Genomic DNA, 22,689 nt, shown 5'->3' on the forward strand with positions numbered 1-22,689 from the left:
CGCAACAGTGTTCGCAATTCTGGTGGTAAATTGAAAAGCGATATCGTTTGGGTTGTGTAAAATCACCAAAAAAGCGGCGGACAGCCCCGCAGAAAAACGGTCATTGCACCTCTTGCGGGAAATGTGGAACAGATTTATAATAAGCATGAAAACGTTTACACATTGCTACCGGAGAGGGAACGGAGAAAATCCCATGACCATCAGTGATATTGCAAAGCTGGCAGGTGTTTCCAGCGCTGCGGTCAGCCGCTATTTGAACGGCGGGCCTCTCAGCGAGCAGAAGCGTGCCGTGATACAAGCCGTAGTGGAGCAGACCGGTTACAGCCCGGACACTGCCGCCCAGACCCTGCGCACCGGCAAGGTGCGTCAGGTGGGGGTCATTGTGCCCAGTATCAGCTCCCAGTCGGTGGGGCAGATCATCAGCGGCATTGCAGCCGAGCTGGGCGCAAGCCGCTACCTGATGCTGCTGGCAGACACCGAACTGGACGAGCAGATGGAACTGGAATATCTTGCGGCGTTGCAGCGCAACCATGTGGCCGGGATCATTCTGCTGGGCTATGATTCCAGCCCGCAGTTGTGCATGGCATTGAAAGACTGCCGCGTGCCTGTGGTGGTAACAGGGCAGCGCTTTGCAGACCTGCCCTGCGTTTATAACGATGACCGCTCTGCCGCCCACGACCTGACCCGGAAGATGCTGGAGCATGGCCGCAAAAATATCGTGTACATCGGCGGCAGCGAGCAGGACCCTGCCACCGGCATTGCCCGCCGTCAGGGTGTGCAGGACGCGCTGCGGGAGGTGGGACTAAATGCGGACGGTCTGCCCCGCGCCTGCTGCGCCGCCTTTTCCATGGAAGAGGGGCACCGCTGCATGGAGGAGCTGCTGGCGCGCTGCCCGCAGCTGGACGGTGTGGTCTGCGTGACCGACACTGTGGCCTTTGGTGCGTTGCAGGTGCTGCGCGCTGCCGGACGCAAAGTAGGAGAGGACGTCGGCCTTGCCGGTATCGGAGATAACTGGGCGGGCAAGGTAGTGCAGCCCGGTTTGACCACCATCCGCTTCTACCAAAAGCAGGTAGGGCAGGAGGCCGCCCGGATGCTGCTGCAAAGCTTGGAACACACCGGGCCGGACGCTGCGCCGGTGCGCCAGACCACGCTGGGCTATACATTGGTAGAGCGCGGCTCACTGTAAAAAAGAGGAACGAATGAAACAAAAACTGATTTTTTTAGATATCGACGGCACTCTGCTGCCCCCGGGCGAGATGCTGATCCCCCAAAGCACGGTCAAGGCGCTGCGCAAGGCACACGCCAACGGCCACAAGCTGTTTTTGTGCACCGGGCGCAACCTGCGTATGACCCAGCCTTTGCTGGACTACGGCTTTGACGGCGCAGTGTGCAGCGCCGGCGGCTATGTGTTCTGCGGGGACAAGGTGCTGGTAGACCTGCCCATGGAACCGCAGCTGGCACAGGATGTGCGCAGCGCCATGGAGCGCCACGGCGTGGAGTGCACGCTGGAAGCGCGGGATGCCACCTACGGCAGCCTGAAGATGATCGAGCGCTGGAGCTTCACCCACCGGGATGCAGGCCCCCTGAATAGCGAAGCCGCCCGCTGGCGCAAAGCTATGGAGGACGGCATGACCATCAGCCCGCTGGCTGATTACAAGGGCGAGCCGCTGTATAAGATCGTGTATATCGCGGAGCGCAGCAAGGACTTGGACGAAGCGAAGCGCCTGTACGAGGACAGGTTCGTGTTCTGCGAGAGCAAGCTGGATGGTCTGGACGGCGGCTATGTGAACGGCGAACTCATCAACCGCAGGTTTGATAAGGGACGCGGCATCAAGGCCGTCTGCGATTATTTGGGCGTGCCCCTGCAGGACAGCATCGGCTTTGGCGACAGCGACAACGACCTGCAAATGACCGACGTGGTCGGCATCAGCGTTTGTATGGCCAACGGCTCTGCAAGCCTGAAGCAGCGCTGCGACCGCATTGCCCCCTCGGTGTACGAGGACGGCATCGCCAAGGAGTTTGCCGCCTTGGGGCTGATTTGAGATTTCTTTTAGTAAAAACAGGGCAGGGGAACGTCCGCAGACGTTCCCCTGCCCTAAAATTATAAATAATACTTTCGCATCATTTTGTGACAAAAAGAGCGCTGCACGGTATTTTGTGCGGCGCTCTCTTTATATTGACAAATCAGTAGTGCAGATCCTCTGCGGTCAATGCTTCCAGCACAGGCAGCATGGCAGCAGCTTCGGCCTTGGCGGCGGGCAGATCCATATCACGGTAGTTGCCGCACTCCACCTCACTGGCACCGGGCACAGCGCCCTCAAAGTCGGCCATAAAGCGGTAGGCATCCACCGTCAGCTGCAATGCCTGCGCCGGGGTCAGACCCCGGGTAAGCAGATAAAAGCCGGTGCGGCAGCCCATGGGGCCAACATAGATCACCCCGTCCTTCACAGCGCTGTTGCGCGCGTAGGTGGCAAACAGGTGCTCCAGCGTGTGGGCGGCAGCGGTGGTCAGGTAATCGCCCTGATTGGGCTTCTTCATGCGGATGTCCCAGGTGAGCACATCGCCGTCCTGACGGCTCAAGTACATTCCGCGCTCCAGCCGGGTGTGATCCACGCAAAAGCTTGCGATACGTTCCATACTACGGTTCTCCTTTATCAGCCCTGCAGGCGCTGCACACTGCCGTGTGCGCAGTCCACAGCCACCATCAGGCCATCGCGGATGTGGCTGGTAGCACCGGCGGCACCCACAACGGTGGGCTTCAGCAGTGCCTTGCCGGCAATGGCGGCGTGACTGTTCAGGCCGGGCTCCTCTACCACCAGAGCGGCAGCGTCGCGCACAAAGCTCAGCATCTCGTTGCTGGTGGAGGGAACCACCAGCACCATGCCGGGCTTGAACTTGGCGCGCACCTCGTCCATGGTGCGGCAGACACAGGCCTTGCCGCGGGCAACATCGTTGTTCTCGGGGCCGACGCCTACGCCGGTAGCCAGACAGTTGCCCACCATGTGGATCTTGATCATGTTGGTGGTGCCGGAAACGCCCACGGGCACGCCTGCGGTCACAACAGCCAGCTCGCCGTTGTGCAGGTAGCCGTTCTCCTTGGCCAGAGCGGTGGACATCTCGATCAGCTCATCGGTGCTGTGTGCCAGAGACATCATCAGCGGGGTGATGCCCCAGCTCAGGGACAGCTGACGCTGCACCTGCTCGCGCATGACGCAGGCAATGATGGGCTGCTGCGGGCGGTACTTGCTCAGCAGGCGGGCGGTGGTGCCGGACTCGGACACGGTCACGATGGCGGCGGCGTTCACGTCCCGTGCGGTCAGGCAGGCGGCATGGGCGGTAGCGTCAGAGACGCTGATCTTGCCGGGGTTGAAATCCATCGTGCGGCCGCGCAGATGGAAGCCCTCCTGCTCGGTGCGCTCAGCAATGGCGGACATGGTCTTGAGCGCCTCCACGGGGTAGGCACCGGCAGCGGTCTCACCGGACAGCATAATGGCAGAGGTGCCATCGTAAATGGCGTTTGCCACGTCCGAGATCTCGGCGCGGGTGGGGCGGGGGTTCACTATCATGCTGTCCAGCATCTGGGTAGCGGTGACGATGGGTTTGCCGAAGGAGAAGGAGCGGTCGATGATGGTCTTCTGGATGCCGGGCAGCTCGGTGAAGTCGATCTCCACGCCCAGATCGCCACGGGCGACCATCACAGCGTCGGCAGCAGCCAGAATGCTGTCAATGTTGTTCACGCCCTCGCGGTTCTCGATCTTTGCAATGATGCGGATATTAGAATCGTACTGGTTCAGCAGGTTGCGGATATCGTACACGTCCTGTGCGGTGCGCACAAAGGAGGCGGCGATGAAATCGTAGCCCTGCTCGATGCCGAAGATGATATCGTCCTTATCGCGCTGGCTCATATACGGCATGGACAGATGCACGCCGGGCACGTTGACGCCCTTCTTGTTCTTGATCTTGCCGTTGTTCAGCACGGTGCAGACGATGTCGGTGTCGTTCACGGTCTGGATCTGCAGCTTGATCAGACCGTCGTCCAGCATGATGATGCCGTTCGGCTCCACGTCCATGGGCAGATCCTTGTAGGTGATGGAGCAGATCTCGTTGGTGCCCTCCACATCGCGGGTAGTCAAGGTAAAGGTCTGGCCTGCAACCAGATTCTCAACGCCGTTCTTGAAGTCCTTCAGGCGGATCTCGGGACCCTTGGTGTCCAGCAGTGCGGCCACGGGCTTACCCAGCTCCTCGCGCAGAGCCTTCAGCTTTTCAAGGCGACCCAGATGCTCCTCGTGGGAACCGTGGGAAAAATTGAAGCGGGCCACGTTCATGCCGTTGGCGATCAGATCGCGCAGCACGCCTTCCTTATCGGTGGAAGGGCCAAGGGTGCAAATAATTTTCGTCTTTCTCATGCAATATACCTCCGTCAACTCTCTCTTACCTATATCCGGCACAGCATCCCTGCAGGCTGCTGTGTATGACAAAGGGGAGCAAAAACTCCCGGTACAGCGGGTCGATTTATGTGGCAGAGCGGGAAAACCCAAAACTCTACCACCTATTATTATAATCATTCCGGTGCAAGAGAGCAAGAGGGATTTTTGCTTGAATACAAGTTTTTACATCTGTTTATGTTTGTAAGAGGGATTGTGGAAAACTTAACGATACGGCGCAGCTTTCTGCGTGCTGTCTGACAGGGGAAAACTGCTGCAAAACGTAAAAACTGATTAGAGCGCACAAGGCCGCTTCCTCTTGCATCCGAGGGGTTTTTTGCTTATAATAAGAATAATAAAGTAGTACTGTTCCGGGACGCGTCCCGGAGAAATGGAGTGACCACTATGGAAAAACGTGTTTTTCTGATCGTGCTGGACAGCTTTGGCATCGGCGCAGAGCCGGACGCCGCCGCCTTCGGCGATGCAGGCACCAACACCTTGGGTGCCATTGCGAACCACCCCAATTTCAACTGTCCCAATCTGCGCAAGCTGGGTTTGTTCAACATTGACGGCGTGACCGCAGGGGAAAAGACGGATGTCCCGGCGGCGGCCTTTGCCCGCCTGCAGGAGCAGAGCATGGGCAAGGATACCACCATCGGCCACTGGGAGATCGCCGGTGTGGTCAGCCCGGAGCCGCTGCCCACCTTCCCCGAGGGCTTCCCGGAGGAGCTGATCCGGGAGTATGAGCAAAAGACCGGCCACAAGGTGCTATGCAACAAGCCCTATTCCGGCACGCAGGTACTGAAGGACTACGGCGAGCAGGCCATGCGGGAAAACGCCCTCATCGTCTACACCAGCGCCGACAGTGTTTTTCAGGTCGCTGCCAACGAGGAGCTTGTGCCGGTGCAGGAGCTGTACCGTTACTGCGAGATCGCCCGGGAAATGCTCAAGGGCAAATACGGCGTGGGACGTGTGATCGCCCGCCCCTTCCTTGGCAACAGCGCGGATACCTTCTACCGCACCACCAACCGCCACGACCTGAGCCTGAAGCCGCCCCGCGCTACTATGCTGGATCTGCTGAAGGATGCCGGTAAGGACGTGATCGCCGTGGGCAAGATCTACGATATCTTTGACGGCGAGGGTGTGACTGAGAAGATCAAGACCACCGGCAACACCAATGGCATCGCCTTTACCAAGGCTTTGCAGACCCGGGATTTTGAAGGCCTTGCCTTCGTGAATCTGGTGGATTTTGATATGCTCTACGGCCACCGCCGTGACGTGGCAGGCTACGCTGCCGCCGCTACGGAGTTCGACCGTTTTCTGGACGACTTCCTGCCGGGGATGCGGGAGGGCGACCTGCTCATGATCACCGCCGACCACGGCTGTGACCCCTCCTACACCAAGACCACCGACCATACCCGCGAGTATGTGCCGTATCTGGTCTGCGGCAAGGGCGTAAAGGCGGGTACGGATCTGGGCACAAAGCTGTGCTTCGGAACCATCGCAAAGACCATCTGCGAGTATCTGGATGTGGACGCTTCCACGCTGGACGGCCAGAGCGTATGGCAGGAGATCCGGGCATAAAACGCCCCAAAAGCAATAAGAACAGGAGCGTAAAACGATGCGTATTTATGATCTGATCGCAAAAAAGCGGGATGGCGGCACCCACACCCGGGAGGAACTGGAGGCCATTGTCAACGGCTTTGTCTGCGGGGATGTGACCGACTACCAGATGGCCGCATGGATGATGGCCGTGTACCTGCGCGGCATGACCAACGAGGAGACCGCCGAGCTGACCGATGTAATGGCGCACAGCGGCGTGATGGTAGACCTTTCGCCCATTCCGGGCATCAAGGTGGACAAGCACTCCACCGGCGGTGTGGGCGATAAGACCACGCTGGTCATCGCGCCCATCGTGGCGGCCTGCGGGGTGAAGATCGCCAAAATGAGCGGCCGGGGTCTGGGACACACCGGCGGCACCATTGATAAGATGGAGAGCGTGCCCGGCACAAAGACCGCCCTCTCTCAGGAGGAATTTTTTGCACAGGTGAACCGGATCGGCCTGTCGGTCATCGGTCAGAGCGAGGGCATTGCGGTGGCAGATAAAAGAATGTACGCCCTGCGGGACGTTACCGCCACCGTCAGCTGTATTCCGCTGATTGCCTCCAGCATCATGTCCAAAAAGCTGGCCTCCGGCTCAGACGCCATTCTGCTGGACGTCACCACCGGCACCGGTGCCTTTATGAAAACCGTGGACCAGAGCATTGAGCTGGCGCAGCTGATGGTTGCCATCGGTACCCACCATGGCCGCCGGGTAGCCGCCATGATCACCGATATGGACACCCCGTTGGGGCACAACATCGGCAACAGTCTGGAAGTGATGGAGAGCATGGACGTGCTCAAAGGCCACGGCCCGGCAGACCTGACCGAGGTGTGCCTGCAATTGGCAGCCAACATGCTGGTGCTGGCAGGCAAGGGCGATGCCGCCCACTGCCGCGCTATGGCCGAGGCTGCAATTGCGGACGGTTCTGCCTTTGCCAAGTGCAAGGAAATGTTTGCCGCACAGGGCGGCGACATCCGGGTACTGGATGATTACAGCCTGTTTGCACAGCCCGCCGCCAGCTATGAGCTGCTGGCCGAGCAGGACGGCTACATTGTGGCAAACGATGCCGAAAAGATCGGCTCTGCCAGTGTGCTGCTGGGCGCAGGCCGCCAGAAAAAGGGTGACCCGCTGGACTTTGCCGCCGGTATCACCCTGCACAAAAAGCGCGGCGACTATGTCCATAAGGGCGAAAGCCTTGCTACTTTTTACGGCGCAGCGGACAAGTTTGAAGCTGCCGCCGCCGAGTACCGCAGCGGCCTTGTGTACGGCGCGGAAAAGCCGGAGGAAGCCCCGCTGGTGTACGCCCTTGTCACCAAGGACGGCGTAGAGCGGTACTGAATCTTATAGAACCTCCAAGGGGTTGCTGCACAAAAGCTGTGCGGCAGCCCCTTTTTGCGTTTCCACGCTGCAAATTGGCCCTTTGCGCAAAGGAACTGCCGCTTTTTAAGCAAATCGCTGTATTTGCGGGACAAACGGTAGAACTTTGCGGCGGGATATGGTATACTATACTGTACTTGTATGCCCCGGGAAAAGGGGCTGCCAAAGGAGAAAGGACTTGTTATGAAGATCATTCTGGTGGGCGGCGGCAAGGTAGGTACGGCTCTGGCACGCCAGCTCAGCGAGGAAGGCCACAACGTGACTGTGGTGGACACCAACAAAGCGCGCGTGGAGCACCTGACCGAAAGCTACGACGTGCTGGGCATCGTGGGCAATGGCTCGTCCATCACCACCCTGTCCGAGGCGGGCATTGAGGATGCGGACGTGTTCATCGCGGTCACCGGCTCGGACGAACTGAACCTGCTTTGCTGCATGTTTGCCAAAAAGGCGGGTCACTGCCACGGCATTGCCCGTGTGCGCAACCCGTCTTACAGCCATGAGCTGGACTTTATCAAGAAGCAGATCGGCATTTCCGCCATCATCAACCCGGAAATGGCAGCGGCAAAGGAGATCTCCCATCTGCTGCGGTTCCCCGGTGCCAGCAAGATCGATACCTTTGCGGACGGCCGTGTGCGGCTGATCAAGTTTGCGCTGCCCGATGCACTGGACGGCATAGCCATTCGCGAGATTCCCACCCGGCTCAAGAGCGATATTCTGGTGTGCGCGGTGGAGCGTGAGGGAGGGGTCATCATCCCCAACGGTAACTTCGTGCTGCAAAAGGGCGATCAGGTCACCTTCCTTGCCACGCAGGAAAAGGCGCACGCCTTCTTCCAGCAGCTGCATCTGCCGGTGCAGCCGGTGCGCAACGCCCTGATCGTGGGCGGCGGTGCCATTGCCTACTACCTCAGTCAGGAGCTGCTGGAAAACCATGTGCGGGTGCGTATCGTGGAGCGGGATGCAGCCCGCTGCGTAGAACTGGCAGAGCAGCTGCCCGGTGCGCAGATTTTAAATGAGGACGGCTCCAACCGCGAGTTTCTGCTTTCCGAGGGTCTGGAATCTACCGAGGCCTTTGTGGCGCTGACCAACATCGACGAAGAGAACGTGCTGCTGACCCTGTTTGCCAAAAAGCACTCCAACGGCAAGCTGGTGACCAAGGTCAACCGTCTGGAATTTGACGATATTCTGGCCGGGCTGGATCTGGGCAGCGTGGTCTACCCCAAGTACATGACCTGTGACTACATCGTGCAGTACGTCCGTGCCCTGCAAAACGAGGCGGGCAGCAACATCAAGACCCTGTACCGCATTCTTGACGACCGCGTGGAGGCGCTGGAATTTACAGTGCACGAGGAGAGCGCTGCTACCGGTGTGCCCCTGAGCCAGCTGCACCTGAAAAAGAACCTGCTGCTGTGCTGCATTACCCGCGGCAGCAAGATTTTGATCCCCCGCGGCGGCGACCAGATCCAGGTGGGCGACAACGTCATCGTGGTCACGCTGGAGCATGGTCTGCACGACCTGCGCGATATCGTGGAGCACTGACGGAGGCGGACTATGAATTATGCGATCGTTTTCCGTCTGCTGGGCTATGTGCTGATGATCGAGGGCGCACTGCTGCTGCTGCCCGCCGCCGCCAGCTTAGTGTATGGCGAGTGGATGGTGCTGGGTGTGTTTCTGCTCACAGCTGCCGTCAGCGCCGGCATCGGCTACGCCCTGCACACCATCAAGCCCCGCAGTAAGGTGTTCTATATGCGCGAAGGCTTTGCGGCTACCTCGCTGTGCTGGGTGTTCATCTCGGTGATGGGCGCGGTGCCCTTTGTGCTCACCGGCTGCATCCCGAACCCTGTGGATGCCCTGTTTGAGACGGTCTCCGGCTTTACCACCACCGGTGCCAGCATCCTGCCTGCCGTGGAGGGGCTGCCCAACGGTATTCTGTTCTGGCGCAGTTTTACCCACTGGATCGGCGGCATGGGTGTCCTGGTGTTTCTGCTCTCGCTGCTGCCGCTGACCGGCGGCTCTCACGTCAACCTGATGAAGGCGGAAAGCCCCGGCCCGCAGGTGGACAAGCTGGTGCCCAAGGTGCAGTCCACCGCTAAAATTCTGTACGGCATCTACTTTGCCCTTACCATGCTGGAACTGGTGTTCCTGCTGCTTGGCGGAATGCCCCTGTTCGAAGCCATGCTCACCGCCTTTGGTACGGCGGGCACCGGCGGTTTCGGCTTCCGCAACGACAGCTTTGCCAGCTTTTCGCCCTACATCCAGTGGGTCGTGACCATCTTAATGATCCTGTTCGGCGTCAACTTCAACGCCTACTTCCTGCTGCTCATGCGCAAGTTCCGCCGCGCTGCTGCCAGCGAGGAGGTGCGGGGCTACTTTGTGGTCATCGCAGTGGCAGTGGGCATTATCACTGCCAATATTTATAGTATGTACAACAGCTTTGGCGAGGCGCTGCGGCAGGCCGCTTTTCAGGTGGGCTCCATCATCACCACCACCGGCTTCTCCAGCTGTGACTTTGACCTGTGGCCGACCCTCTCCAAAGAGATTCTGGTCATGCTCATGTTTATTGGTGCCTGTGCGGGCAGCACCGGCGGCGGCATCAAGGTGAGCCGTTTCCTCATTCTGGGTAAGACCCTGGCCAAGGAGCTCAAGACCGCCCTGCACCCGCAGGTGGTAGCGCCCGCCCGCATGGACGGCAAACTCATCAACCACGAGACCATCCGCACCACTAATGTGTTTGTGGCGGCGTATATCTTTATTTTTGCGGGCTCCTTCTTCCTTATCAGCCTGAACGGCTTTGATATGGCAACGAACTTTACCGCCGTGGCGGCTACCCTGAACAACATCGGCCCGGGTCTTGTCAAGGTAGGCCCTATGCAGAACTTCGGCTGCTTTGCAGACCCCGCAAAGCTGGTGCTGATTTTCGATATGCTGGCCGGTCGTCTGGAGATCTTCCCCATGCTGGTGCTGTTCATGCCGGATACATGGCGGCGGTTCTGAGCCGTTTGCGGCAGGGGACAGGCAAATAATGATTTCGGAACACCGGAGCTTCTATGGACGCTCCGGTGTTCTTTTTTGTGAAAGAAGCTGCAAAGGCAGGCGGCAACGGTTAGAAATACCTTGCGCTCAGCGCTTTATTGCTGTATGATTATGGTATCAATTGTCTTACCCTTACCCCTGAGCAGGCAGAAGCTTTTCGCGAATGAAATCGTTCTGCTTGATAAAAAAGAAGAAAGCAAAACAATAAAATGTACAGGAGGAAATTACTATGGGTTTGATCAAAGCAGGTATGGGCGCACTGGGTGGAACGCTTGCAGACCAGTGGAAGGAATTTTTCTATTGCGATTCTCTGGACAAAGACGTGCTGATGGTCAAGGGTCAGAAGCGCACCTCCCGCCGCAGCTCCAACAACGGCGAGGACAACATTATCACCAACGGCAGCGGCATCGCCGTGGCAGACGGTCAGTGTATGCTCATCGTGGAGCAGGGCAAGGTGGTGGAGGTGTGCGCCGAGCCGGGCGAATTCACCTTTGACGCATCCACCGAGCCCAGCGTGTTCACCGGCAACTTCGGCGATAGTCTGGCTGCTACCTTCCAGACCGTAGCCAAGCGCTTTACCTACGGCGGCGACACCGGCAAGGATCAGCGCGTGTACTACATCAACACCAAGGAGCTGGGCGAGATCCTGTACGGCACCGCAACGCCCATCCCGTTCCGGGTGGTGGTCAGCGAGGAGCGGGGCTATAAGCTCTCGGTCAATCTGCGCTGCAACGGCAGCTTTACCTACCGCATCTGCGACCCGCTGCTGTTCTACACCAACGTGTGCAGCAACGTCTCCAACCAGTACGATGCCTCGGAGCTGGCTCCCCGCCTGAAGAGCGAGCTGATGAACGCTTTGCAGCCTGCTCTGGCCACTCTTTCCGCCAACAAGGTGCAGTATTACGAGATCCCTGCCCACACGCTGGAGATCTCGGACGCCCTGAACGAGCAGCTGTCCAATGTCTGGCGCAAGAAGCGCGGCATTGAGGTATTCTCCTTCAACATCAATTCTCTGTCCATCCCGGAGGAGCAGCAGAAGAAGATCACCGAGTGGGAAGAGAACGCCATGACCACCGACCCCACCACCGCCGCAGCTCGTCTGGTGGGCGGCCAGATCGATGCCATGAAGACCGCCGCCGGGAACACCGCCGGTGCTATGACCGGCTTTATGGGCATGGGCATGGCAGCCGGTGCAGGCGGCATGGGCGGCATGAACGCCCAGAACCTGTTTGCCATGGGTCAGCAGCCCGCAGCACCTCAGCAGCAGACTTCTGCCGCCGACAGCTGGAAGTGCAGCTGCGGCGCTACCGTTACCGGCAAGTTCTGCCCGGAATGCGGCAGCAAAAAGCCGGAGCCGAAGCCCGCTGCCGACAGCTGGACTTGCAGCTGCGGTGCTACCGTTACCGGCAAATTCTGCCCGGAGTGCGGCAAGCCCCGCCCGGCGGCAGCAGAAGGCTGGATTTGCAGCTGCGGTGCAGTGAACAAGGGCAAGTTCTGCTCCGAGTGCGGCAAACCCAAGCCCGCCGGTACCCCCAAGTATAAGTGCGACAAGTGCGGCTGGGAACCGGCCGACCCCGCACACCCGCCCAAGTTCTGCCCGGAGTGCGGCGACCCCTTTGACGACAATGACCGCAGCTAAGCCCGGCGCACAGCCCGCTGCACAATAACTGAACACACTGCGGGGCAGGAAAGAAAAAAGCCGCTCCTGCCCCGCAGTTATAATAGGAGGAAACGCTATGGCAGGAATGCTGGAATATAAGTGCCCCTGCTGTGATGGTGCCATCAAATTTGACAGCACCACCCAGAAGATGAAATGCCCCTACTGCGACACCGAGTTTGAGGTGGACACGCTGAAGGGCTACGATGAGGACCTGAAAGACCAAAAGCCCAGCGAGATGAACTGGGCCACCCCCGGCGGCAGCTGGGCAGAGGGCGAGACCGCCGGTCTGCATACTTACGTCTGTAAGAGCTGCGGCGGCGAGATCGTGGGCGACGACACCATGGCTGCCTCCGCCTGCCCCTTCTGCGGCAACCCCATCGTTCTGACCGGACAGTTTGCCGGAGACCTGCGCCCCGACCTCATCATCCCCTTCAAGCTGGACAAAAAGGCCGCCAAGGCCAAATTGCAGGAGCACCTCAAGGGCAAGACCCTGCTGCCCAAGGTGTTCCGCAGCCAGAACCATATCGACGAGATCAAGGGCGTGTATGTGCCTTTCTGGCTGTACGACAGCGATGCCGACGCCCAGCTGCGCTTTACCGCCACCCGCACCCGCTTTTGGTCGGATGACGACTACGATTATACCGAGACCAGCTACTACTCTGTGCGCCGGGACGGCGTGCTGGGCTTTGACGCAGTTCCGGTGGACGGCTCCTCCAAGATGGCAGATGACCTGATGGAATCTATCGAGCCCTTTGCCATGCAGGACGCCGTGCCCTTCAATACGGCGTATCTGGCGGGCTATGTGGCCGATAAGTACGATGTAGATGCCCAAAAGAGCATCCAGCGCGCCAACGAGCGCGTTCGTCAGTCCACCGAGGACGCCTTTACCCAGACCGTTACCGGCTACGACTCCGTGAAAATGGAGAACAGCAGCATCCAGCTGCACGGCGGCAAGGCAAAATATGCCCTGTTCCCGGTCTGGCTGCTGAGCACCAGCTGGCGCGGCAACAACTACATTTTTGCCATGAATGGCCAGACGGGTAAGTTCGTGGGTGACCTGCCGGTAGATAAGGCCGCCGCCCGCAAGTGGACGCTGGGCCTTACCGCAGCCGTTGGTGCCGCATCCTATGCGGTGATGTGGCTGCTGTGGCTGGCCGGGATTCTGTAAAGGAGGGACGGAAGATGAAAAACACTGCTACCCGACTGCGCTCCCTCTGTGCTGCGCTGGCCGCACTGGTGCTTTTGCTGGCGCTGGCTGTACCGGCCTTTGCCGCAGACGGCTTTGCTGACCTGTATTACCGTATGAACGACAGCGCAGAAGTCCTGACCGAGGATGAGGACAACGAGCTGGAAGCTTCGCTGGAGGAACTGAGCGTCCGTCAGAGCTTTGATGTGGTCGTTGCCACCATCGACTCGCTGGAAGACGAGGGCTACACCAGCATGGAGAAATACGCCGATGACACCTATGACTACTGCCAGTTCGGCTACGGTGAAAACCGGGACGGCGTGCTGCTGCTGGTAAGCATAGGCGACCGCAAATGGCATATCTCCACCCGCGGCTACGGCATTACCGCCTTTACGGATGCCGGTATCCAGTACCTTGGCGAGCAGATGACCCCCGACATGGCAGACGGCGATTATGCCGCTGCCTTCCGCACCTTTATCCAGTGGACGGACACATACGTTACCGCTGCCCGCGAAGGCCACCCCTACGATGTAGACAATATGCCGCATGAGCCCCTCTCTATTATGTATCTGGGTCTGGCACTGGTCATTGGTCTGGTGACAGCACTCATCGTGACCGGCGTGATGAAGAGTCAGCTCAAGAGCGTAGCACCGCAGCAGGATGCAACCAGCTATGTGCGGCAGGGCAGCATGAAGCTGACCAACCAGCGGGATCTGTATCTGTACCGTGACGTGCACCGCACCGAGCGGCCGAAGGAGTCCAGCTCCAACGATTCCGGCGGCAGCTCCACCCACACCTCCTCCAGCGGCACTACCCACGGCGGCGGTGGCGGTTCGTTCTGATAACGTTCCCCGCAAGATAAAATCTCAAAAACTGATCCGCAGCAGCCGGACGCACCCGCGCCCCGGCAACCGCTGCGGATCGGTTTTTACTTTTCTGCCGCCCGACACAAACGACTGATTTTTTCTGCGCCTTTGGGGCTATACTTCCAGTGCAGACGATTTTATATGCAGCAAGGAGCAGACACATGGGCATTTGGGAAAATCTGGGTATGGGCGGCTACCGGGGCTTTTCGCGCCCGGCGGCGCGGCTGTTGCAGCAGGCGGTGCAGCTGGCGGGGGATCTGGGCTGTGAGCAGGCGGATACCAGCCACCTTTTGCTGGCAATGCTGCGGCAGCAGGGCGCTGCGGCGCAGTTCCTCACCCGGAAAAACATCACCGAGCCGGAGGTGCGCCGCCAACTGGCGCAGCGCCGCAGCGCCCCGGCACAGCGGCTGAACCGGCAGGCCATGGCACCGGACCTGCGCCGCACCATGGACTACGCACTCATTGGGGCGCAGAACGCCCACGTCAGCCGGGCAGAGCCGGAGCACCTGCTCTGCGCCATGCTGGAAGATGACGGCTGCGCCGCCGGGCTGCTGCTGGCGGAGATGGGGCTTTCGCTCACCGAGGCGGTGCGGGAGTGCCGCCAGTTGAGCGGACAGTTCGTGCTGCCCGCCCAGCCCCGGGTGTCGGCAAGCATTCCCCGGGGCAGCCGCGCCAGCGATAAATATTGCCGCGATTTGACCCGCCGCGCCGCCGAAGGGGAGCTGGACCCGGTATTCTGCCGGGAAGCAGAGCTGGACCGCATGGTGGAGATCCTGTGCCGCCGCCAGAAAAACGACCCCTGTCTGATCGGCGAGCCGGGCGTGGGAAAAACGGCGCTGGCTGAGGGTCTGGCGCTGCGCATTGCCGCCGGGCAGGTGCCCAGAGCGCTGCAAGGGCGGCGGCTGCTGGCGCTGGACATGGCAAGCTTGGTGGCGGGCACCAAGTACCGGGGCGATTTTGAGGAGCGACTGAAAAACCTGCTGGAAGAGCTGGTGCGGGACGGCACCGCCATCCTGTTCATCGACGAGTTCCACACCATCGTGGGTGCCGGTGCCGCCGAGGGCGCTATCGACGCCGCCAGCATCTTAAAGCCGGTGCTTGCCCGGGGCGAGCTGCAACTCATCGGCGCCACCACCAATCAGGAGTTCCGCACCCATATCCAGAAGGATGCCGCGCTGGAACGCCGCTTTGGCAGGGTGCAGGTGGAGGAGCCTACCCCCGCACAGGCGGTGGAGATCCTCAACGGCCTTGCGCCCCGCTACGAGCGATACCATAACGTGCGCCTGCCGCCCCAGACTTTGCAGGCGGCGGTGGAGCTTTCGGTGCGGTATCTGCCCGGGCGCTGCCTGCCGGACAAGGCCATCGACCTTGTGGACGAAGCCTGTGCGGCGGCGCGCATCCTAGCCGAAAAGGAGCAGCGCACCCAGCCGGTGCTCAGCCCGGAGGATATCGCCCGGGTGGTGGCAGCGGCCAGCGGCGTGCCCGCCCAGCGGGTGGGCGAGCAGGAGCGGGAGCGTCTGGACAAGCTGGAAAGCCGCCTGAACGCGGAGATCGTCGGCCAGCAACGGGCAGTGGCTGCGGTGGCGGGAGCTATCCGGCGCAGCCGCACCGGTCTGGGCGAGCCGGGGCGTCCCATCGGTGCCATGTTGTTTTTAGGCCCTACCGGCGTGGGCAAGACTGCACTGGCGCGGGCACTGGCGGTCAGCTGGTTCGGCAGCGAGAAGGCGCTGCTCAAATTTGATATGTCGGAGTATCAGGAGCAGCACACCGCCGCCCGGCTGCTGGGTGCGCCGCCGGGCTACCTTGGCCACGACGAGGGCGGGCAGCTGACCGAGGCTGTGCGCCGCCGCCCGTACAGCGTGGTGCTGTTTGACGAGATCGAAAAGGCACACCCGGATATCCAGAATATTCTGTTGCAAATTTTGGAGGACGGCCAGCTGACCGATGCCATGGGGCGCAAGGCAGATTTCCGCAACACCATCGTGCTGCTCACCTCCAACTTGGGCGCACGGTTTTTGGCGGGGCAGAACGCGCCGCTGGGCTTTGCCGCCGGGGCAGAGGCAGTGTTTGAAAAGCAGTCCGCACAGGCCGTGGAGGAGGCCAAAAAGTGGTTCCGGCCAGAGCTGCTGGGGCGGCTGGACGAAGTGATCGTGTTCCGTCCATTGGCAGAGGAAAACCTTTGCGCCATTGCAGAAAAAATGCTCTGCCAGCTGGAGCAGCGCGCCGCCCGCAGCGGCTACCGTCTGCGCCACACCCCGCAGGTGGGTGCGGCACTGGCTGCCCGGGCGCAATCGGCCTACGGTGCGCGGGAGCTGCGCCGTCAGGTGGACAGGGCAGTGGAGCAGGCGCTTGCAAACCGTATTGCCGCCGGAACTGCCTGCGTAGGGCAGCACTGGACGGCAGACTGCGCCGCCGATGGCAGCATCGTTTTGCGAGAGGATGAGACCGTAACCCTATAAGAAAATAGCAAAATAGCGTTTTTGCTTGCAACCGGAACGGTTTTCGACTATTATAGAGGAAATAGAGTTATAACAGGGAGGACCCCGATGCACACGCTGTTTCTTCTGAACCCCGCAGCCGGAAAGGCCGACTGTACCCGCACCCTGCCGCAGCAGATCGCGGCGGCTGCTGCCGGTGCCGGGCTTGCCCCGGAGGATTACACCATCCGCGTCACCACCCACGCAGGCCACGCCCGGGAACTGTCCCGCGCTGCCGCCGCTGCCGCTCAGAAGGCGGGGGTGGAGCTGCGCATTTTTACCGCCGGTGGTGACGGCACCTTCAACGAGGCGCTCACCGGCGCGCACGGCTTTGATAAGACCGCCGTGGGCTGCCTGCCCTATGGCAGCGGTAACGACTTTCTGCGCACCTACGGTACAAAAGAAGAGTTTCTGGATCTGGACGCCCAGCTGGCCGGTGGGGTAGTGCCCATCGACCTGATGCGCACCAGTCTGGGGCTTTCTGCCACCATCTGCGCCGCCGGTCTGGACGCACAGGTGGCCTACGGTATCCCCAAGTTCCGGCGCATTCCGCTGTGCGGCGGCGAAGCAGCCTATGCGCTGTCCATCGTCCAGCAGCTGTGCGGGCATATCGGCCGCAGGGTGGAGTACGTCATTGACGGCGAGGTGCTGACCGTGGATTGCCTGATGTGCGCAGTGTGCAACGGCCGCGCCTACGGCGGCGGCTTTATGGCTGGGCCGGAGGCACGACCGAATGATGGCTGGCTGGATGTGTTCATCGTGCGCAAGGTCAGCCGCCGGGTCATTGCAAAGCTGCTGATGCTGTACAAAAACGGCCAGCACTTTCAAAACGGTCAGCTCACCGAGGCTGCAAAGCCCTACTTTATCTACCGCCGCGCAAAATCGGTCAGTCTGCGGGCAGCAGATGGCCGTGGACCCATCATTGCCACCGTGGATGGCGAGTGCGCCCCCTGCAAGCAGGTGTCGGTACAGGTGCAGCCGCTGGCGGGCCGCGTGCTGCTGCCGCAGCCCGCTTACCAGCGCTTTACCGCCAAAAAAGCAGGCGTAAGGTAAAGAGCGCTGCCGTGGATCCTACCATCGGAACAGAACGCAGCCGCTGTGCAAAAATTGTGCAGCGGCTGCGTCTTTTTTGCGTAGCAAGGTGTGATATGCGGCCGTCATAAATTCTTAACAAAGAAAAATTGCAAAACCCCTTGATTTTTCAGGGCAAGATGAGTACAATACACTTAGCACTCAGAGAAAAGGAGTGCTAAACCACTGCGGAGCACACACGAAGCCCCCGCAGGACGCGACAAAGTTTCAAATAAATTCAATATAATTGGAGGGCAAGAATTATGAAAATTATTCCTCTTGCAGACCGTGTTGTCATTAAGACTGTTGAAGTCGAGGAGACCACCAAGGGCGGCCTGATCCTGACCGGCAGCGCAAAAGAGAAGCCGCAGGTGGCACAGGTCATCGCAGTTGGCCCCGGCGGTGTCGTGGACGGCAAGGACGTCAAGATGACCGTTAAGGTCGGAGACAAGGTTCTCACCAGCAAGTACTCCGGCACCGAGGTCAAGGTGGACGGTGAAGAGTGCACCATCGTGCGCCAGAGCGACATTCTGGCTGTTGTGGAAGACTGAAACTGATTTTCCCTTTTCAATTGAGCTTATATTATAAAGGAGCGATGTATTATGGCAAAGCAGATCAAGCAGGGCGAGGACGCCCGTAAGGCACTGTGTGCCGGTATTGATACCCTGGCTAACACCGTTAAGATCACCCTCGGCCCCAAGGGCCGCAACGTGGTGCTGGGCAAAAAGTTCGGCGCACCGGTCATCACTAACGATGGCGTGACCATCGCAAAGGAGATCGAACTGAAGGACGAGTTCGAGAACATGGGCGCACAGCTGGTGCGTGAGGTCGCAACCAAGACCAACGATGCCGCAGGCGATGGCACCACCACCGCTACCGTGCTGGCACAGGCCATGGTCAACGAGGGCATGAAGAACGTTACCGCCGGTGCAAATCCCATGGATATCCGCCGCGGCATGAGCAAGGCCGTTACCACCGCTGTGGAGACCATCAAGGCACACAGCCAGAAGGTGAAGGACAGCAACGATATCGCCCGCGTCGGCACCATCTCTGCCGGTGATCCCGAGATCGGCCGTCTGATCGCTGAGGCTATGGAGAAGGTCACCTCTGACGGCGTTATCACCATCGAGGAGAACAAGACCACCGCTGAGACCTACAACGAGATCGTGGAAGGTATGCAGTTCGACCGCGGCTACCTGACCCCCTATATGGTCACCGATACTGACAAGATGGTGGCTGATCTGGACAACGCTGCTATCCTGATCACCGATAAGAAGATCAGCGTCATTCAGGATCTGGTGCCCCTGCTGGAGCAGGTGATGCAGAATGGCATGAAGCTGCTGATCGTGGCTGAGGATATCGAGGGCGAGGCTTTGTCCACCCTGATCGTCAACCGTCTGCGCGGCACCCTGAACGTCGTGGCTGTCAAGGCTCCCGGCTTCGGCGACCGCCGCAAGGAGATGCTGCAGGATATCGCTACCCTGACCGGCGGCACCGTGATCTCCTCTGATCTGGGCTATGAGCTGAAGGACGCAACCGTCCAGATGCTGGGTCATGCCCGTCAGGTGAAGGTGACCAAGGAGAACACCACCATCGTGGGCGGCGCTGGCGACAAGGACGCTATTGCAGCCCGCATTGCCCAGATCCGCAGCCAGATCGAGGCCGCTACCAGCGACTTTGACCGCGAGAAGCTGCAGGAGCGTCTGGCTAAGTTGGCCGGCGGCGTGGCTGTCATCAAGGTCGGTGCTGCTACCGAAGTCGAGATGAAGGATAAGAAGCTGCGCATTGAGGATGCCCTGAACGCTACTAAGGCAGCTGTGCAGGAAGGTGTTGTGGCCGGCGGCGGTACCGCTCCCATCAATGCTATCCCCGCTGTGCGCGCTCTGTGCGACACGCTGGAGGGTGACGAGCGCACCGGTGCCAAGATCGTGCTGAAGGCTCTGGAGGCTCCTCTGCGCCAGATCGCCAAGAACGCCGGTCTGGAGGGCAGTGTCATCATCGACAAGATCATCTCTGCCAACAAGCCCAACTACGGCTTCGATGCCCAGAACGAGGTCTTTGTCGAGGATATGATCGCCGCTGGCATCGTGGACCCGACCAAGGTCACCCGTTCCGCTCTGGAGAATGCAGCTTCCGTCGCTGAGATGGTGCTGACCACCGAGAGCCTTGTGGCTGACCTGCCGGAACCCCCGGCTCCCGCCGCACCTGCCGGCGGTGACATGGGCGGCATGTACTAATAACTGCCCAAAAACCGCATGAATCCTTGATTTTTGGAGCGCGCAAAAGCGGATTTACGCCAAACTTACGCCACTTACGCCAAAAATCAAAGCGCACTATAGGGTAACAAAATCGGCACTCGCTGAAAAGCGGGTGCCGATTTTTGTGTCCGGGAGAATTAAAAAATGATGAACCCGCTGGTGGATTCTTCGAGCGGCAACTGCAGCAGATCCGGGAGATTCACCTGTCGGAGCGCAAGTTCTACCAGAAGGTGACAGACCTGTATGCTACGGCGTTCGATTACGACAAGGATGCCAAGACGACCCGGCTGTTCTTCCAGACCGTCCAGAACAAGATGCACTATGCCGTGCATCGCCACACGGCGGCAGAGCTGATCTATGAGCGGGCCGATGCCAACAAGGAACACATGGGGCTTACCACTTGGGAGAATGCCCCGGACGGAAAAATCCTGAAAGCAGATGTGACGGTGGCCAAAAACTACCTGAGCAAAGAGGAAATGAACTATCTGGAACGCATCGTGTCGCTCTATCTGGATTATGCCGAATTGCAGGCAGAACGGAAAATCCCCATGAGCATGGAGGACTGGGCAAAGCGTCTGGACGGCTTTTTGGAGTTCAACGGCAACGAGCTGATGACCGGTCCCGGAAAAATCAGCGCAGAACAGGCGAAGCTTCATGCGGAAACGGAATATGAGAAGTATCGTGTCGTGCAGGACCGTTTGTATGAGAGCGATTTTGATCGATTTATGATGGTGGAAGAGGAAGCAAACAGAAAGATTGAGTGATGTTTATGGAAATGACCGCTATAAACTTTGTATTAGAAGAAAATCGCTTAATAATATGGAGTGCCTTATGAAGGATTTTATTTCTGAAATCAAGAAAATTCCAACGGATGGACTTATTTATTGTCTTTCGGAAAAATCTATAGATATGTTTAGAAAAAATGAGTGTTTAATGCCTGTAACTATTCCAGTTATACACAATGGTCAGAGAAAGATTCTAACCGTTACATTGACTGCTTGGGATATTCTTGACATGGAGTTTCTATCTATAAAAGAAAGCAACGATTATCGTCGTTCCTCAAAAAAAGTCCCAATTGAAGTTCTAGTCGACTTATATCGCGACTATGACAACGAGCGCTCTGCAAAAGAGGGGATTTTTCAAAATGTAGATGCCGATGGCGTATTTCGTACCTTGATGGGAATGACAGCTGAACAATTTGCATATGAAAATCTATATTGGCTATTTGAAAAATTCAGCCGTGATTATTATATTCTTTTTGCGGCGGAAAATTTTGAACATCGGTCTATAATTGATACTGACGCTATTGTGCGCGAGATTTTTGGAATTCCTGTCAATGATTATGTTTTAATTCTGGTAACTGTTTTTTGGTTGTGCTGTCAGCATCCGGATCCTTTGTCTGCTCCGGAAGAATTATATAGTAATGTGAACAGTGCAGTCCTTACTGTTGAGAATCTTTCCAATTTTATTAAATATTATTCGTGCACCTATCAAAATTTGCGTACTTCTTCTCTAAAAAAGCAGCTCTTGTATTCAAAACCATTCATTAAAACCCAAAGGACGGGAGAATATTTTGCTTCAAGTATTTTTCCTGTGGCAATGCTGCTTGGAAATGGTCTTTATTGGCTTGTGCGCAATTATTACTGCAAGCAAGGAACACAAGTCTTTGTAAATACCTTCGGATGCCTTTTTGAGGATTATATAAAAGATATTGCCTCAAAATATTGTAAACCATCTGAATGGACTACACTGTCTACTGGTTCCCGAAAGTCAGCAGATTTCACATTCGATCTAGGAAGCTTAACGCTTCTTGTAGAATCCAAATCTGCTCTGATTGGTCTTGATGTAAAGCAGCAGATTCCCAATTTACACAATGCCGATATTTTCTTTGAACGCACAATCTCAAAAGCGTATAAGCAATTAAATAGTAGTTATGTTCGATTATCAGTTTCGAGCAAGAATCCTATTATAAAAATTATTCTCTTGTATGACCAGTTTTCTAATTCGGCCATAGTAGAAGAAGCTGCGCACAAAATATTAGGTTCGGATTCTTCCTGTTTTATTATGACAATTCGTGAATTCGAGATACTTCTGTACCTTCACCAACATAATAAAGAAACGGAACAGCAGATTCTGGACGAGATTCTCAAGTCCAGCAGAGCAGAAAACTCTCGAAAAAATATTCCTGCCATCTATAAGGATCTCGCTATTGATAGTAATCCTCACTTTGAGGAAGAAATGGATTATTTTTCAAAGTTGATGAATAATTTTAAGGATGCCGCAAAATAATTCCATAACAAAACAACAGCCGCCCAGCGACCTTACGGTCTCGCTGGGCGGCTTATTTTTTGCGTTTCCACAACAGATATTCTTCGTAGCGGTGCATCTCGTTCTGTTCTTCTTCGGTCAGGCGCTGGCGCTGTTTGCGGGCCTCGTCTGAGGGGTCGATGTCGGTCAGGCCCAGCAGGTAGTCGGCGGAGGTGCCGTAGAGCTTGCAGATGGCAAGCAACACATCGCTGGGCGGCGAATTGCGTCCCTGCTCCCAAGCGCTGACAGCCCAAACGGTAAGCCCCAGCTTGTCCGCAAGGCTCTTTTGGGTGTCATGATAGTTCTTTCGAATCTCTGCCAGTCGCTCTCCAAGCATTATCAATACCACCTTTCCTGTTACTAGTATAGGGAATTCTACTAGTTTTTGACGAAAGACGCACTTAAAATGCTGGACACGATGCAAACAAGT

17 protein-coding genes and 1 pseudogene are annotated in these 22,689 nt (G+C 57.9%); 15 read left to right on the forward strand and 3 right to left on the reverse strand.

Annotation, left to right across the window (positions count from 1 at the left end; genetic code table 11):
* Positions 1 to 193: 193 nt before the first annotated feature.
* Both ACXPUX_RS08075 and ACXPUX_RS08080 read left to right on the forward strand, forming a co-directional pair.
* Complete coding sequence (locus tag ACXPUX_RS08075; RefSeq protein WP_458827854.1) at positions 194 to 1,186, forward strand: LacI family DNA-binding transcriptional regulator; 993 nt, start codon at positions 194 to 196, stop codon at positions 1,184 to 1,186.
* A 13-nt stretch (positions 1,187 to 1,199) separates the two neighbouring features.
* Positions 1,200 to 2,042 (forward strand): HAD family hydrolase, encoded by an 843-nt coding sequence (locus ACXPUX_RS08080; RefSeq protein ID WP_458827855.1) that lies wholly within the window; start codon positions 1,200 to 1,202, stop codon positions 2,040 to 2,042.
* Between the two features lie 142 nt (positions 2,043 to 2,184).
* On the opposite strand, the gene ACXPUX_RS08085 is transcribed toward ACXPUX_RS08080, so the two are convergent.
* Positions 2,185 to 2,637, reverse strand: a complete 453-nt coding sequence (locus ACXPUX_RS08085; RefSeq protein WP_256266180.1) for an S-ribosylhomocysteine lyase — start codon at positions 2,635 to 2,637, stop codon at positions 2,185 to 2,187.
* Positions 2,638 to 2,654: 17 nt separating this feature from the next.
* The gene (gene pyk, locus ACXPUX_RS08090) at positions 2,655 to 4,406 is read right to left on the reverse strand and encodes a pyruvate kinase (protein WP_458827856.1); all 1,752 of its coding nucleotides are present in this window, start codon (positions 4,404 to 4,406) and stop codon (positions 2,655 to 2,657) included.
* 423 nt (positions 4,407 to 4,829) lie between these two features.
* Here pyk and ACXPUX_RS08095 point away from each other — a divergent pair, with 423 nt between their 5' ends.
* The 13 genes and pseudogenes from ACXPUX_RS08095 (at position 4,830) to ACXPUX_RS08155 (ending at position 22,241) form a co-directional block, all read left to right on the forward strand.
* The gene (locus tag ACXPUX_RS08095) at positions 4,830 to 6,008 is read left to right on the forward strand and encodes a phosphopentomutase (protein WP_458827857.1); all 1,179 of its coding nucleotides are present in this window, start codon (positions 4,830 to 4,832) and stop codon (positions 6,006 to 6,008) included.
* A gap of 37 nt (positions 6,009 to 6,045) precedes the next feature.
* The gene (locus ACXPUX_RS08100; protein ID WP_458827858.1) at positions 6,046 to 7,365 is read left to right on the forward strand and encodes a thymidine phosphorylase; all 1,320 of its coding nucleotides are present in this window, start codon (positions 6,046 to 6,048) and stop codon (positions 7,363 to 7,365) included.
* 222 nt (positions 7,366 to 7,587) lie between these two features.
* Positions 7,588 to 8,940, forward strand: a complete 1,353-nt coding sequence (gene trkA / locus ACXPUX_RS08105; protein WP_458827859.1) for a Trk system potassium transporter TrkA — start codon at positions 7,588 to 7,590, stop codon at positions 8,938 to 8,940.
* 12 nt (positions 8,941 to 8,952) lie between these two features.
* On the forward strand, positions 8,953 to 10,395 hold the full coding sequence (locus tag ACXPUX_RS08110; protein WP_458827860.1) for a TrkH family potassium uptake protein: 1,443 nt from the start codon (positions 8,953 to 8,955) through the stop codon (positions 10,393 to 10,395).
* 268 nt (positions 10,396 to 10,663) lie between these two features.
* Entirely contained in the window at positions 10,664 to 12,073 is a 1,410-nt protein-coding gene (locus tag ACXPUX_RS08115) for an SPFH domain-containing protein (RefSeq protein ID WP_458827861.1), read from the forward strand.
* A gap of 97 nt (positions 12,074 to 12,170) precedes the next feature.
* Positions 12,171 to 13,262 carry a TFIIB-type zinc ribbon-containing protein gene (locus ACXPUX_RS08120; RefSeq protein ID WP_458827863.1) on the forward strand — a complete coding sequence of 364 codons (1,092 nt, stop codon included), beginning with the start codon at positions 12,171 to 12,173 and terminating at the stop codon, positions 13,260 to 13,262.
* Positions 13,263 to 13,276: 14 nt separating this feature from the next.
* The gene (locus ACXPUX_RS08125; RefSeq protein ID WP_458827864.1) at positions 13,277 to 14,122 is read left to right on the forward strand and encodes a TPM domain-containing protein; all 846 of its coding nucleotides are present in this window, start codon (positions 13,277 to 13,279) and stop codon (positions 14,120 to 14,122) included.
* A 185-nt stretch (positions 14,123 to 14,307) separates the two neighbouring features.
* Entirely contained in the window at positions 14,308 to 16,605 is a 2,298-nt protein-coding gene (locus ACXPUX_RS08130) for an ATP-dependent Clp protease ATP-binding subunit (RefSeq protein ID WP_458827865.1), read from the forward strand.
* Between the two features lie 87 nt (positions 16,606 to 16,692).
* Positions 16,693 to 17,676 (forward strand): diacylglycerol/lipid kinase family protein, encoded by a 984-nt coding sequence (locus ACXPUX_RS08135; protein ID WP_458827866.1) that lies wholly within the window; start codon positions 16,693 to 16,695, stop codon positions 17,674 to 17,676.
* Positions 17,677 to 17,957: 281 nt separating this feature from the next.
* Positions 17,958 to 18,245 (forward strand): co-chaperone GroES, encoded by a 288-nt coding sequence (locus ACXPUX_RS08140; protein ID WP_458827867.1) that lies wholly within the window; start codon positions 17,958 to 17,960, stop codon positions 18,243 to 18,245.
* Between the two features lie 51 nt (positions 18,246 to 18,296).
* Positions 18,297 to 19,931 carry a chaperonin GroEL gene (gene groL, locus ACXPUX_RS08145; RefSeq protein WP_015538060.1) on the forward strand — a complete coding sequence of 545 codons (1,635 nt, stop codon included), beginning with the start codon at positions 18,297 to 18,299 and terminating at the stop codon, positions 19,929 to 19,931.
* A 152-nt stretch (positions 19,932 to 20,083) separates the two neighbouring features.
* A pseudogene (gene rhuM / locus ACXPUX_RS08150) lies at positions 20,084 to 20,716 on the forward strand (RhuM family protein); the annotation flags it as partial.
* Between the two features lie 67 nt (positions 20,717 to 20,783).
* The gene (locus tag ACXPUX_RS08155; protein ID WP_156182243.1) at positions 20,784 to 22,241 is read left to right on the forward strand and encodes a hypothetical protein; all 1,458 of its coding nucleotides are present in this window, start codon (positions 20,784 to 20,786) and stop codon (positions 22,239 to 22,241) included.
* A gap of 52 nt (positions 22,242 to 22,293) precedes the next feature.
* Here ACXPUX_RS08155 and ACXPUX_RS08160 read toward each other — a convergent pair whose 3' ends face one another.
* Positions 22,294 to 22,596, reverse strand: coding sequence for a helix-turn-helix domain-containing protein (locus ACXPUX_RS08160; protein ID WP_015538063.1), 303 nt, complete (start codon positions 22,594 to 22,596; stop codon positions 22,294 to 22,296).
* Positions 22,597 to 22,689 lie beyond the last annotated feature (93 nt).

The sequence above is a fragment of the Faecalibacterium sp. PGM34 genome (assembly GCF_054456555.1).

Coding starts and splice junctions, on each gene's coding strand:
- ACXPUX_RS08075 (WP_458827854.1), top strand. CDS start 194: ATGACCATCAGTGATATTGCAAAGCTGGCAGGTGTTTCCAGCGCTGCG.
- ACXPUX_RS08080 (WP_458827855.1), top strand. CDS start 1,200: ATGAAACAAAAACTGATTTTTTTAGATATCGACGGCACTCTGCTGCCC.
- ACXPUX_RS08085 (WP_256266180.1), bottom strand. CDS start 2,637: ATGGAACGTATCGCAAGCTTTTGCGTGGATCACACCCGGCTGGAGCGC.
- pyk (WP_458827856.1), bottom strand. CDS start 4,406: ATGAGAAAGACGAAAATTATTTGCACCCTTGGCCCTTCCACCGATAAG.
- ACXPUX_RS08095 (WP_458827857.1), top strand. CDS start 4,830: ATGGAAAAACGTGTTTTTCTGATCGTGCTGGACAGCTTTGGCATCGGC.
- ACXPUX_RS08100 (WP_458827858.1), top strand. CDS start 6,046: ATGCGTATTTATGATCTGATCGCAAAAAAGCGGGATGGCGGCACCCAC.
- trkA (WP_458827859.1), top strand. CDS start 7,588: ATGAAGATCATTCTGGTGGGCGGCGGCAAGGTAGGTACGGCTCTGGCA.
- ACXPUX_RS08110 (WP_458827860.1), top strand. CDS start 8,953: ATGAATTATGCGATCGTTTTCCGTCTGCTGGGCTATGTGCTGATGATC.
- ACXPUX_RS08115 (WP_458827861.1), top strand. CDS start 10,664: ATGGGTTTGATCAAAGCAGGTATGGGCGCACTGGGTGGAACGCTTGCA.
- ACXPUX_RS08120 (WP_458827863.1), top strand. CDS start 12,171: ATGGCAGGAATGCTGGAATATAAGTGCCCCTGCTGTGATGGTGCCATC.
- ACXPUX_RS08125 (WP_458827864.1), top strand. CDS start 13,277: ATGAAAAACACTGCTACCCGACTGCGCTCCCTCTGTGCTGCGCTGGCC.
- ACXPUX_RS08130 (WP_458827865.1), top strand. CDS start 14,308: ATGGGCATTTGGGAAAATCTGGGTATGGGCGGCTACCGGGGCTTTTCG.
- ACXPUX_RS08135 (WP_458827866.1), top strand. CDS start 16,693: ATGCACACGCTGTTTCTTCTGAACCCCGCAGCCGGAAAGGCCGACTGT.
- ACXPUX_RS08140 (WP_458827867.1), top strand. CDS start 17,958: ATGAAAATTATTCCTCTTGCAGACCGTGTTGTCATTAAGACTGTTGAA.
- groL (WP_015538060.1), top strand. CDS start 18,297: ATGGCAAAGCAGATCAAGCAGGGCGAGGACGCCCGTAAGGCACTGTGT.
- ACXPUX_RS08155 (WP_156182243.1), top strand. CDS start 20,784: ATGAAGGATTTTATTTCTGAAATCAAGAAAATTCCAACGGATGGACTT.
- ACXPUX_RS08160 (WP_015538063.1), bottom strand. CDS start 22,596: ATGCTTGGAGAGCGACTGGCAGAGATTCGAAAGAACTATCATGACACC.